The organism is Pseudoxanthomonas sp. PXM03 (assembly GCF_014852005.1).
In the GTDB taxonomy this organism is placed as follows: Bacteria; Pseudomonadota; Gammaproteobacteria; order Xanthomonadales; family Xanthomonadaceae; genus Pseudoxanthomonas_A.
This window is the reverse complement of record NZ_JACVAU010000002.1, coordinates 655,558-668,146: the sequence shown is the minus strand read 5'-3', so window position 1 is coordinate 668,146 and position 12,589 is coordinate 655,558. Positions and strand designations below refer to the sequence as shown.

Here is a 12,589-nt window from a genome sequence, read left to right as displayed (position 1 = left end):
CGCACGCTACTCGTCGCGCACTTCACCGCCCGCCAGGAAGCGCCAGGTGCGGGTGACATGCAGAATGTCGACGTTCTCGGCGGTTTCAGGCAGTGGCGGGAACGGCGAGGACAGCTGCACGATGCGCTGCGCGGTGGAGTCCAGCAGGGGGATGCCGCTGGACTGGATGATGCGGGTCTGCTCCACGCTGCCATCGCGGCGCACCGCCACGCTGATCACCAGCGTGCCGGCCAGGCGCTTGCGGCGCGCCTCGTCGGGATAGTTGAGATTGCCCACGCGTTCGGCGCGATCGACCCAGGCGCGCAGGTAGTTTGCGTAGACGTACTCCTTGGTGCTGGCCGAGACGAACTTGCGCTTCGGCCGCTTGGCGTAGAGCTCCGAGCGCAGGTGGTACTCGGCGGCGAGCCGCGCCATCTCGGCATCGCGCTGCACCTTCTGTTCGCCCTGGGGCAGCTCGGGCTGGTCGGGTTGCGGGCGCGCTTCCGGTGCCGGCGCACGGGCTTCGCCGCCGCGGGCGGTGACGACGCGGCTCTCCGGGGGGGGCACCGGGGCCGTGGTCTGCGCACGCAGCGGCTGTGGCGCCAGACCGGTATCGGGCTGCGGGATCCAGCCGGCCTGGCTGTCGCGCGGGCGCCTGGCCTGGTCGTGTTCGCCGCCGCCTTCCTGGTTCGCGGCGGCCAGGAAGTCGGCTTCCTTCGGCGTCAGCGGCGTACTGGTCTGGCTGAGGATGACGTCGAGCGTCGGCATCACGGGCGCGGCGTCGTCGAGCGCGAAGCCCACGCCCAGCACCAGCAGGCCATGCACGATCAGCGACAGGGCGAGAGTGGCGCCGAGGCGTTCGTTCGCGCCGATCTTCGGCGGCGTCACCGGGACAGTGGACATCTAGGGCCTATTCCAATGGCGTTGACAGGCCCTAGGCCAGCTTCTTCTCGATGGCATCGAACAGCTGGCCGGCGATGTTCAGGCCGAACTGCGCGTCCAGCTCGCGCACGCAGGTGGGGCTGGTGACGTTGACCTCGGTCAGGTAGTCGCCGATCACGTCCAGCCCGACGAACAGCATGCCGCGGCGCTTCATCTCCGGGCCCACCTGCGCCGCTATCCATCGGTCGCGTTCGCTCAGTGGGCGGCCTTCGCCGCGACCACCCGCCGCGAGGTTGCCGCGGAATTCGTCGCCCTGCGGGATGCGCGCCAGCGCGTAGTCCACTGGCTCGCCATCGACCAGCAGCACGCGCTTGTCGCCATCCTTGATGCCGGGAATGAAGCGCTGCGCCAGGGTCAGTTTGCCGTCGCCGACCAAGGTTTCCAGGATGACGTTGGTGTTGGGGTCGCCGGCCTTCACACGGAAGATCGAGCGCCCGCCCATCCCGTCCAGCGGCTTCAGCACGGCCTCGCCATGTTCGGCAACGAACGCCTTGAGCGCGGCCGGATCGCGGCTGACCAGGGTGGGTGGGCCGCACTGCGGGAAGAGCAGGGCGGCCAGCTTCTCGTTGTAGTCGCGCAGGCCCTGCGGGTCGTTGACGATCAGCGCGCCCGCCTGCTGGGCGATGCCCAGCACGTGGGTGTCGTAGAGGTACTGGTCGTCGACGGGGGGATCCTTGCGCATCAGTACCACCTGGCCAGGACCGAACGCCAGCTCGCGTGTTTCGCCCAGGGTGAACCAGTCCGTCTTGTCGTCCCTGACTGTCAGTGGGGCGACCTGCGCGCTGGCCTGCCCGTCCCGCAGGGCCAGCCGGCCCGGGACGACGTAGAGGAGGCGATGGCCGCGCCGCTGGGCTTCCAGCAGCATGGCGAAAGTGGTGTCCTTGGCGATCTTGATGGACCCGATCGGGTCCATGACGACGACGACGTCCAGCGGCATGGGGGCGGTTCTGCAGGAGACGCGGGGATGGTATCAGGCGGCGCGCATTCCACGCCCCGGCACTGGCGGAACACCGCGTTTGCCGGGCCGCCGCAAAATTGAGACGCAGTTCGCATCGCGCCGTTCAGCGGCAGGGGCGCTGAAGGTGTCGCTTGACAGTGCGCAAGGGGATTGGGATATAAGTAGCAACGCAGCGGGGCCGGTTCGTCAATGAAGCGCCGCGCGCATGGGGAAATCAGGTAATGACGCAGAACGAAGGCCAGGCCGGTGGACTCCACGGCCTACGGGTCATGGTGATTGATGACTCGAAAACGATCCGCCGCACCGCGGAAACCCTGCTCAAGCGCGAGGGTTGCGAAGTCGTGACCGCGACGGACGGCTTCGAGGCCTTGGCCAAGATCGCCGACCAGCAGCCGCAGATCATCTTCGTGGACATCATGATGCCGCGCCTGGACGGGTATCAGACCTGCGCGCTGATCAAGAACAACCAGGTGTTCAAGTCCACGCCGGTCATCATGCTGTCGTCCAAGGACAGCCTGTTCGACAAGGCGCGCGGGCGCATCGTCGGCTCGGAGCAGTACCTGACCAAGCCGTTCACGCGCGAGGAACTCCTCGACGCCATCCGCGCCCACGTCAGCACCTGAGGGGGCTGGCGGCATGGCGACCATTCGCACTGAACGCACAGGGGGCGGGCCATGATCCGCACACCGTTCGACACGCTTGCCGAATACGAGCGCCGCAGCCTGGCGCACGCCGTGGCGCAGCCGGCGCGGGAAATCGCGCAGGACCAGTACCGTGGCGTCGGCTACCGCGTGGGCAAACGCCGGCTGATTTCCAACTTCGGGGAAGTGGTGGAAATCGTGCAGATGCCGCCGGTCACGCCCGTGCCGGGCGCGCATCCGTGGCTGCTGGGCATCGGCAACCTGCGCGGCAACCTGTTCCCGGTGGTCGACCTGAAGCAGTTCCTCGAGGGCGAGCGCACGGTGCTGCATGAAGGCCAGCGCGTACTGGTCATGCGCCAGGCCGGCGGCGATGTCGCGCTGACCATCGACGAGCTGTACGGGCAGCGCAGCTTCCATGAATCGCAGCAGGTCGAGCCGGGGGAACTGGCGGACGGCCGCTACGCGCATTTCATCGAGCGGGCCTTCGCCAGCGACGACCAGCGATGGGGTGTTTTTGCGCTGGGACTGCTCGCGCGCACGCCCGAATTCCGTCAGACCGCGCTTTGAGCGCGGACAACAAGAACAATCCAGGGGTTGAACGATGAGCACTGCGACGGATTCTCCCAGCGCCAGCAAGATCGGTAGTTTCGGCAACAGTTTCTGGTTGCTGCTGCTCGCGCTTTCGGTGCTGGTCTTCGGTGCCAACACCGGCGTGGCCACCTACCAGGGCAGCCGGTTGTCCGGTGCCAGCACCGGCGCATCCGACATGCGCGTGCTGTCGCAGCAGCTGGCCAACCAGGGGCGCGAGGCCGTGGCCGGCAATGCCGAAGCCTTCAAGGCGTTCAAGGAGACCAAGCAGTCGGTCGAGTCCACCGTCTCCGACCTGCAGAGCCGCTTCGGTAGCGAAGGCGCCATCGCCGGTCCCCTGGCCAAGTTGACCGCTACCTGGGCGCCGCTGGGCAAGAACGCCGACCAGATCGTGACCTCCGAAGCCGCCGTGCTGGCGCTGGCCGGCAACGCCGACCGTTTCGCCACCCAGGTGCCCAACCTGCAGGCGCAGCTCAATGAAGTCGTCCGCGCGATGTCCGCCGGCGGCGCGCCTTCGTCGCAGATCTACAGCGCGCTGCAGCAGGTCGTGCTGGCCGGCACCATGGCGCGCCGCGTGACGGAAATCCGTGCCGGTGGCGCGGGTGCGGCTACCGCCGGTGACGCGCTGGGTCGCGATGCCGTGCTGTTCGGCCAGGTGCTGGAAGGCCTGCGCAACGGCAACCCCGACCTCGGCATCGCGGCCGTTCGCAATGGCGCCGCCCTGTCCGCCCTGGACAACTCGCAGACCCTGTGGACCGCGATGAAGAAGGACCTGGATGCCATCCTGGCCAGCTCGCGCAACCTCTTCGCCGCCCAATCCGCCGCCGCCGCGCTGACCAACGGCTCGGGCCAGATGCTCCAGGACAGCACCAACCTGTTCCAGGCCTTCTCGGCGTTCGGCTCGGTGCGCGACACGCGCCTGTTCCCGAACTTCTGGCTGGGCATCGCCTCGGGCATCGCGGCGCTGGTCTCGATCATCGGTCTGTTGTGGTCGCTGTACCGCACCCGTCAGCGCGAGCAGGAAATGCGCTACCAGACGCAGGTGGAATACAACAGCCGCAACCAGCAGGCGATCATGCGGCTGCTGGACGAAATCAGCTCGCTGGGTGAAGGCGACCTGACGGTGAAGGCCTCGGTGACCGAGGACATGACCGGCGCCATCGCGGACGCCATCAACTACGCCGTGGACGAACTGCGCAACCTGGTGACCACGATCAACGACACCTCCGTGCAGGTGGCCGCATCGACGCAGGAAACCCAGGCCACCGCGCTGCAGCTGGCGGAAGCCGCCGGCCACCAGGCTGACCAGATCACCACCGCGTCCGACCGCATCAGCGAAATCGCGACCAGCATCGACCAGGTGTCGAAGAATTCCACCGAGTCCGCCGAAGTGGCGCAGCGCTCGGTGCAGATCGCGACCGAGGGCGCGGGCGTTGTGCGCGAGACGATCCGCGGCATGGACCAGATCCGCGACCAGATCCAGGAAACCTCCAAGCGCATCAAGCGCCTGGGCGAGTCCTCGCAGGAAATCGGTTCGGTGGTGGAACTGATCAACGACATTTCCGAGCAGACCAACATCCTGGCGCTCAACGCGGCCGTGCAGGCGGCCTCGGCCGGTGAAGCGGGCCGCGGTTTCGCGGTCGTGGCCGACGAAGTGCAGCGCCTCGCCGAACGCACCTCGGGCGCGACGCGCCGCATCGAATCGCTGGTGCAGACGATTCAGGCCGATACCAACGAAGCGGTCAGCTCGATGGAGCAGACGACGGCCGAAGTGGTCTCCGGTGCACGCCTGGCCGAGGACGCGGGTACCGCGCTGGGCGAGATTGAGCGCGTGTCCAACGACCTGAACAACCTCATCAAGGGCATCTCGGGCGCCGCGCAGCAGCAGTCCGCCGCCGCGCTGGACATCACCCAGACCATGGGCGTCATCCGCCAGATCACCTCGCAGACCTCACTGGGTGCGGGGCAGACGGCGGAATCCATCGGTCACCTGGCGCAACTGGCCGCGGACCTGCGCCGCTCGGTCGCCGACTTCAAGCTGCCGGGCTGAGGACGGGACGCACTACATGAACTTCCTACGCCATCCCGCCTGCCAGCAGCGCGAGGCTGACGGTTCCGCCGTCGCCGCGGGAGCATGCCCATGAGTGCGCTGCGCGAAGCCATGAGCCACGCCGTGCTCGGCTGGGTGAAGCCCGAGCTCGACGAAACCCTGCGCCTGGTGCGGCAGGAAATCGAAGCCTTCGTGGAAACGCCCGCCGATACCAGCCGCATGCGCTTCTGCGCCGGCTACCTGCACCAGGTGCAAGGCACGCTGCGCATGGTGGAGTTGTACGCGCCCGCGATGGTGGCCGAAGAGCTGGAGCTGCTCGCCAAGGCGCTGCAGGAAGGCGGCGTGGCCGACCGGGACGAAGCCTGCTCCACCTTGATGCGCGGCGCCGTGCTGTTGCCGGATTACCTGGAACGGTTGCAGGACGGCCACCGGGACATCCCCATCGTGCTGCTGCCGTTGCTCAACGAGATCCGCGCATCGCGCGGCGCATCGGGCCTCAACGAAAGCATGCTGTTCCCGCCAGGTGCCCGCGACGACGCGACGCCCAGCGAGGCCGAGATCGACCACGCGCGCAGCAGCCTCAGCGGGCGCAACCGCGAACTGCTCGATACCGTCGGCAACGCGGTCAAGGAAGAGCTCCTGCGCGTGAAGGACGCGCTGGACCTGCATTTGCGCACCGGCAGCGAGGCGCAGGAACTCGAATCGCAGGTTGCCGAACTCGGCAACGTGGCCGACACCCTGGGCATGATGGGCCTGGGCGTGGCGCGCGATGTGGTGATGCAGCAGCGCGACACCCTGCGCGAAGTCGTGGCGGGCGCCCGTCCTGCGGACGAAGGCACGCTGCTCGATGTCGCCGGTGCACTGCTGTATGTCGATGCCTCGCTGGACGATCAGGTCGCGCGCCTGGGCAGTGCCGGCGATGCGGCGCCCGATCCCAGCACGGCCGAATCGCAACGCACGGTCGAAGTGCTGGCGCAGGAGGCCATCATCAATTTCGCCGGTGCGCGCGAGCGTTTCGTCGCGTTCATCGAAACCAACTGGGACCATGCCGAACTGACCGACGTGCCGCGCCTGCTGGACGAGGTCGCGGGCGCGCTGCGCATGCTCGAACTGGCGCAGGCGGGCGACTACGTCATCGGTGTGCGCCGTTACGTCAGTGGCGAGCTGATCGGCAAGAAGCGCGTGCCCGGCGGCCAGCAGCTGGACACCCTGGCCGATGCGATGGCCAGCCTCGAGTACTACCTGGAAGCGTTGCGCGAGCGCCGCCCGAATCGCGAGGACATCCTCGAGATCACCCGCGGCAGCCTGGAAGCCCTGCGCTACTGGCCGCTGCCGCCCGAAGCCCCGGCGGTTGAAGAAGCAATCCCGCCGGTCGCGGTGGCACCCGTCGTCGCGCCGATCGCCGAAGCGCCCCTGGCCGACGAAGCGTCCATCTCCGCAACGGAAGCACCCGCGCCAATCTCGTTCGCCGGGCTGTCGCTGGAACCGATCGAGGTCACGCCCGCCGTGCCCGTGTCCGGCGGCGCCAATCCATTCGATCCGGTGGGCTTCGAAGAGGCCGACGGTGACGCCGGAGCGGCCTCGCCGGTGTCCGCGCTGGACGATACAGTCGCGCCCGTGGTGGAAAGCGACGAGGCACCCGTTGCGGTGGATCCCACTGAAACGGACGCGGACGTGTCCGAGGCGACGCCGGACATCGTCGATATCGATGCCGATGCGTTGCCCGACCTGCGCCACGAGATTGCCGCTGCGGCGGCCGCGCTGCCGGCGGCGAGCGTGGTGGGCGGCTTCGACGGCGATGCCACGGATATCGACGACGAGATCCGCGACGTCTTCCTCGAAGAGTTCGACGAGGAAATCGTCAATCTGCGCCAGCTGCTGCCCGCCTGGCGCAGCAATCCCGAAGATTTCGATCGTTTGCGCCCGATCCGCCGCGTGTTCCATACCCTGAAGGGCAGTGGACGCCTGGTGGGCGCCAAGACGCTGGGCGAATTCAGCTGGAAGGTCGAGAACATGCTCAATCGCGTGCTCGACCGCACGCGCGCGCCGAGCCACGCGGTGGAAGTCCTGCTGGAACAGGCTTGCGACGCATTGCCGCAACTCAACGCCGCGCTGCGCGGCCAGGGCAGCGTGACGGCCGACTTGGCCGGCCTGCAGGACGTGGCGGATCGCCTGGCCGCGGGCGAAGAGGCGTACTACAGCGCCCAGCCGACCGTGCTGGACGAGGAAGCGGACTTCGTCGAGCCGGCGTTCGCGCAGACGACCGTGCCGGTCACCGAAGACGTGCCTGCGGTGTTCGAACCCGAGACCGAAGGCACGCCGGCGTCCGTCGATGCGGTGCTGCGCGAGATCCTGGAGACCGAGGTCGACAACCATCTCGACACGGTCGATACCTGGCTGCAGAAGGCCCAGGTGGAAGCCACCCCGGTCACGGAAGAACTGCTGCGCGCCGTGCATACGATGAACGGTGCGCTGGCGATGGCGGACGTGCCGGAAATCACCCATGTCACCTCGTCTGCGGAGCAGTACGTCAAACGCCTGCTGTCGGCGGGCGAGACGCCACCGCCGGAAGGCGTGGCCGCACTGGCCGACACCGCGCAGGCGATCCGCCGCAGCATCGCCGCCCTGCAGGCGCCGTCGCCGCGCATCCCGGTATTCGCGGCGCTGGCGGGCCAGCTCGCCGCGCTGCGCGACAGCCTGCCCGACCTGCGCCATGGCGCGCAGATCGTCGACGACGCGCACCAGGGCACCTATGTCGGCCAGATGCCGACGATCGCACCGCCGGTCGCGCCGTCCGACATCGAGTTGTCCGCGCTGGACCTGTCCGCATACCTCGACAGCGACGCCGCCAACGGTGCGGGCGATCTTGCCGCGACCGGAATGGCGGACGACGCCACGCCGGAAGATGCGGTCGTCGAAACGGCCGATGCCGCACCCGATGCAGTGCTGCACACCGGGGAAACCACCCCGGCGGACGTGGAGCAGCCTGCATCGCAGGGCGTGACGTTCTACGACATCGACTACCGGATCCTGCCTCGCGCACGGCAATCGGAAGTCGATCACGCGGCGGCGCCGGCCGGGGCGGGCGAAGACGTTCATGCCGAGGTGGCGGATGGCGCCACGATCGAGATGGAGTCCTCCGCCGTTGCCGACGCATCGTTGGAAGCCGCAGTACAGGCGCAGGAAGAGGACGCGTTCGCCGAGCCGATCGATGACGCGCTGCTGGTGGACGCCGACTTGCCTGCGTTCCTGGTCGAAACCGAAGCCGTCGTTGTCGACACGGCGCTGGTGCCGGATGACGCGATCACGGACGTGGCGGTCGCCGAAGGCACCGGAAGCACGGACGACATCACCGACGCGACCGATCTCGCCGACGTTGCCGCGATGGATGTGCTGGAAGCAGGTGAGCCTGGTTCGGTGGAAGCGTCCGGCGATGCGGTCGTGACCGTCGACGTCACCGACGAAACGGCGTCCGTCGCCGATGCCACCGATGAGCGCGTGGCGGCGCAGGATGACGAGGTCGCGATGGGCGAGGTAACGCCGTCCATCGTCGAAGAGCACGGCACTGCGGAACAGGTTGCCGACGCGCCCGCAGTCGAGAGTCTCTCCATCGAAGAAGCGGCGACCGAGGTTGCCGACGGGACGACCGGCTTCGATGGCACCGTGGAAGAGCCGGTGGTGGACGACGCCGTCGCGGCGGAGCACACGCCTGTCGAAGACGCTGCCGAGCCGGTTGAAACAACGGAAGACGCGGAAGCCTTCGAAGCTGCCGAACAAGCGCCGTCCGATGTCGTCGCCTCCGTGGAAGTCGAGGAGTCTGCCGTGACCAGTGCACCCGCCGACATGCCGGAGCCGGAAGAGGCCCTCGACCTGACCGGGCTCGACCTGGACCTGGTCGAGATCTTCATCGAGGAAGGCAACGACCTGCTCGACCACTCCGACGATCTGATCGCCAAGTTGCGGGAAACGCCGGAAGACCGCGCGCTGATCATTGGCCTGCAGCGCGATCTGCACACGCTCAAGGGCGGCGCCCGGATGGCCGGCATCCACGCCGTGGGCGACCTGGGCCACGCGATCGAATCGATGCTGGAATCGATCGCCGGCCAGCGCACCGAGCTGGACCGTCGCGCCATCCAGTTGCTGGAACGCGGCTTCGACACGCTGCATGCACAGCTCGCCCGCGTCACCGCGCGTCGCGCCGTCGCCATTCCGGACGGCATGATCGCGGAGTTCAATGCGCGCGCCCGCGGCATCGAACTGCCCGAGACGTCGACGGCGGCGGAAACGTCCATCGCCCCGGTCGAGCTGGCGCCGTTGTCGGCGCCGATCGAGACCGAGGTCGCGGTCCCGGTGGAGGAAGAGTTCTTCCCGATGGGTCAGCAGGAGCAGGTACGCGTGCGCGCGGACCTGCTGGATCGCCTGGTCAACAACGCCGGCGAAGTGGCGATCTACCGTGCCCGCCTCGAACAGCAGCTGGGCGCGTTCCGCGGTGCGATGGCTGAACTGGACCGCACCAACATCCGTATGCACGATCAGTTGCGCCGTCTCGACCTGGAGACGGAGGCGCAGATCGTCGCGCGTTACCAGCGCGAGCACGACAAGCAGGACCCCACGTTCGATCCGCTGGAACTGGACCGCTTCTCCACGCTGCAGCAGCTCAGCCGCGCGCTGGCCGAATCGGCGGCGGACATCAGCGGCCTGCAGGGCGTGCTCGACGACCTGGCGCGCCAGTACGACGGCCTGCTGCAACAGCAGTCGCGCGTCAGTTCGGAGCTCCAGGATGGCCTGATGCGTGCGCGCATGCTGCCGTTCGAAGGCATCGTGCCGCGCCTGCGCCGCGTGCTGAGGCAGGCCGCCACCGAGACGCACAAGCAGGTCAGCCTGCAGTTCTCCGGAACGCACGGTGAAATGGACCGCAACGTGCTGGACCGCATGACCGCGCCGCTGGAGCACCTGCTGCGCAACTCGGTCGCACACGGGCTGGAAGGGCCCAAGGAACGCCGCAAGGCCGGCAAGCCGGAAGAAGGCACCGTGCACGTGGCGCTGCGCCGCGAAGGCTCGGAAATGGTGCTGGAGGTATCCGACGACGGTGCCGGCCTCAACCGTGATGCCATCCGCAAGCGCGCCGAGCAGCGCGGTCTGCTGCAGCCGGGCGCAGTGCTGCCCGACAGCGCGTTGGACCGCCTGATCCTGGAGCCCGGGTTCAGCACCTACGACCAGGTCAGCCAGTTGGCGGGCCGCGGCGTGGGCATGGACGTGGTGTACAACGAGGTGCGCCAGCTGGGCGGCTCGCTGGAAATCAATTCGATACCGGGCAAGGGGGCGACCTTTACCCTGCGCCTGCCGCAGACGCTGGCGGTCAGTCAGGCCGTGTTCGTGCAGATCGGCGAAACGCAGTTCGCGGTGCCCGTGGCGGCGGTCAGCGGCATCGGCCGCATCAGCCACGCGCGCTTCAGTGCGGGCGTGGGCAGCTACCACTACGCCGGCGAGGACTATCCGCTCTACAACCTGGGCCACCTGGTGGGACAGGGACCGGCGAAGGCGGAAGGCCAGCCGCAGGTGCCGCTGTTGCTGGTGCGCGCGGGCGACCTGCGCGCGGCCGTCGCGGTCGACCAGGTGCTCGGCAATCGCGAGATCGTGGTCAAGCCGGTGGGGCCGCAGATCGCCTCCATCCCCGGCATCTACGGCGCCACGATCACCGGCGACGGCAGCGTGGTGGTGATCCTGGATGCCGCGCCGCTGGTGCGTCGCCATCTGGCGCAGCCGCAGCAGCCGACGCAGCAGGTCACCGCGGTCGAGCAGCGCCGGGTGCCGCTGGTGATGGTGGTGGACGACTCGCTGACCATGCGCAAGGTGACCAGCCGCGTGCTGGAACGCCACAACTTCGAGGTCAGCGCCGCGCGCGATGGCGTCGAAGCGCTGGAGAAACTGGAAGAGCGCGTACCCGACCTGATGCTGCTGGACATCGAAATGCCGCGCATGGACGGTTACGAGCTGGCCACCGCGATGAAGGCCGATCCGCGTTTCAAGGACGTGCCCATCGTGATGATCACGTCGCGTACCGGCGACAAGCACCGCCAGCGCGCCTTCGATATCGGCGTGCAGCGTTACCTGGGCAAGCCGTACCAGGAGCTTGACCTGATGCGCAACGTCTACGACCTGCTGGGAATCGCCCGTGTCCGTGAGTGAAGCCAAACGCGTTGCCTTGCTGGCACGGCCGGGCGAAGCGCGCGAGCGCCTGCGTGTGGCGCTGCATGAGGCCGGCGCTGACATCGTGCTGGAAGACGATCCCAATGCGCTCGATGTGGAGGCCCTCGGCGGCAGTGCGCCGCAGGTGGTGCTGGTGGCGCTGGAACCGGCCATCGAGGACAGCCTGGAGCGTTTCGACAGCGTGCTGCATGACCCGGCGGTCGCGGTGATCTTCGACGAAGCCGAATTGGCTGCGCGGCGCCAGGGCTGGGAAGCCCAGCGCTGGGCGCGGCACCTGGCGGCGAAACTGCACGGGCACCAGGACGTGTTGCCGCCTGGTCGCGAAGAAGACGTCGGCCTGCAGCTCGAACCCGGCTTGCCGGTGACGCCCGCGCAATTGCACGAGGGCGCGGAGATTTCGCTGCACCTCGAAGAAGCGGCCGACATCGCGTTCGAACTTCCGCGTGATGATTTCGCCTACACCGGCGGCCTGGCGACGCGCTCAGCCGCGGAACAGGTGATCGACGCGGACGACTGGCTGCGTCATGCCACGGTCGACGCGGCGCCCGCTGCCGCGCCGGCACCCTCCATGCCGCCGCCGCTCCCGGAAGCGCCCGTCGTGGCGCCGCCGCCAGTGCCTGCTTCGACCTTCGACCTGTCCACGCTGGAACTGGAACCGCTGGAATCCGGCGGTGCCACGGGTGCGGCGCGCGTGCAGGGCGCCGTGCTGGTCTTCGCTGGCATCGGCGGTCCCGACGCGGTGCGGAAGCTGCTGGCCGAGTTGCCGGATGGCTTCCCCAAGCCGGTGCTGGTGCATCTGCGCCTGGACGGTGGCCGCTACGACAACCTGGTCCGGCAGATGGAGCGCGTGGCGCACATGCCGGTGTTGCTGGCCGAAGCCGGCAAACCCGCCGAAGCGGGACACATCTACGTGCTGCCCGGTGACGTGGTGCCTTTTGTCGATGCAGGTGTGGTGAGCTTCCGCCCGGGTGCCGTGATCCACACGATGATCCCGCAACTGCCGCCCGCCGACAGCGCGGTGCTGCTGCTCAGCGGCAGCGACAGCGCACTGGTGGATCCGGTCGCCGCGCTGGGCGAGCAGGGTGCGCTCGTGCTGGGCCAGTCGCAGGACGGCTGCTACGACCCGGTGGCACCGAAGGCGCTGGCATCGCGTGGTGCCGAACTGGCCGCGCCCATGCAGCTCGCGCAACGCCTGACCGACCGCTGGTTCTGAGGAACATA

General features: G+C 68.3%; 7 protein-coding genes. 5 read left to right on the top strand and 2 right to left on the bottom strand.

Going from position 1 to position 12,589, the window contains the following annotated elements; all coding sequences use genetic code 11:
* Nucleotides 1-6: 6 nt before the first annotated feature.
* Nucleotides 7-882, bottom strand: a complete 876-nt coding sequence (locus IB223_RS11985; protein ID WP_192201955.1) for an energy transducer TonB — start codon at nucleotides 880-882, stop codon at nucleotides 7-9.
* A 31-nt stretch (nucleotides 883-913) separates the two neighbouring features.
* Nucleotides 914-1,858, bottom strand: a complete 945-nt coding sequence (gshB, locus tag IB223_RS11980; protein ID WP_192201954.1) for a glutathione synthase — start codon at nucleotides 1,856-1,858, stop codon at nucleotides 914-916.
* A 242-nt stretch (nucleotides 1,859-2,100) separates the two neighbouring features.
* Here gshB and IB223_RS11975 point away from each other — a divergent pair, with 242 nt between their 5' ends.
* The 5 genes from IB223_RS11975 (at nucleotide 2,101) to IB223_RS11955 (ending at nucleotide 12,581) form a co-directional block, all read left to right on the top strand.
* Nucleotides 2,101-2,502 carry a response regulator gene (locus IB223_RS11975; RefSeq protein WP_055940451.1) on the top strand — a complete coding sequence of 134 codons (402 nt, stop codon included), beginning with the start codon at nucleotides 2,101-2,103 and terminating at the stop codon, nucleotides 2,500-2,502.
* A 54-nt stretch (nucleotides 2,503-2,556) separates the two neighbouring features.
* Nucleotides 2,557-3,087: a chemotaxis protein CheW gene (locus IB223_RS11970; RefSeq protein ID WP_185742153.1), complete on the top strand. Its 531-nt coding sequence runs from the start codon at nucleotides 2,557-2,559 to the stop codon at nucleotides 3,085-3,087.
* Between the two features lie 34 nt (nucleotides 3,088-3,121).
* Nucleotides 3,122-5,158 (top strand): methyl-accepting chemotaxis protein, encoded by a 2,037-nt coding sequence (locus IB223_RS11965; RefSeq protein WP_192201953.1) that lies wholly within the window; start codon nucleotides 3,122-3,124, stop codon nucleotides 5,156-5,158.
* A gap of 90 nt (nucleotides 5,159-5,248) precedes the next feature.
* Nucleotides 5,249-11,347, top strand: a complete 6,099-nt coding sequence (locus IB223_RS11960) for an Hpt domain-containing protein (protein WP_192201952.1) — start codon at nucleotides 5,249-5,251, stop codon at nucleotides 11,345-11,347.
* On the top strand, nucleotides 11,340-12,581 hold the full coding sequence (locus tag IB223_RS11955; RefSeq protein WP_343227191.1) for a chemotaxis protein CheB: 1,242 nt from the start codon (nucleotides 11,340-11,342) through the stop codon (nucleotides 12,579-12,581). The genes IB223_RS11960 and IB223_RS11955 overlap by 8 nt, the downstream gene beginning before the upstream one ends.
* Nucleotides 12,582-12,589 lie beyond the last annotated feature (8 nt).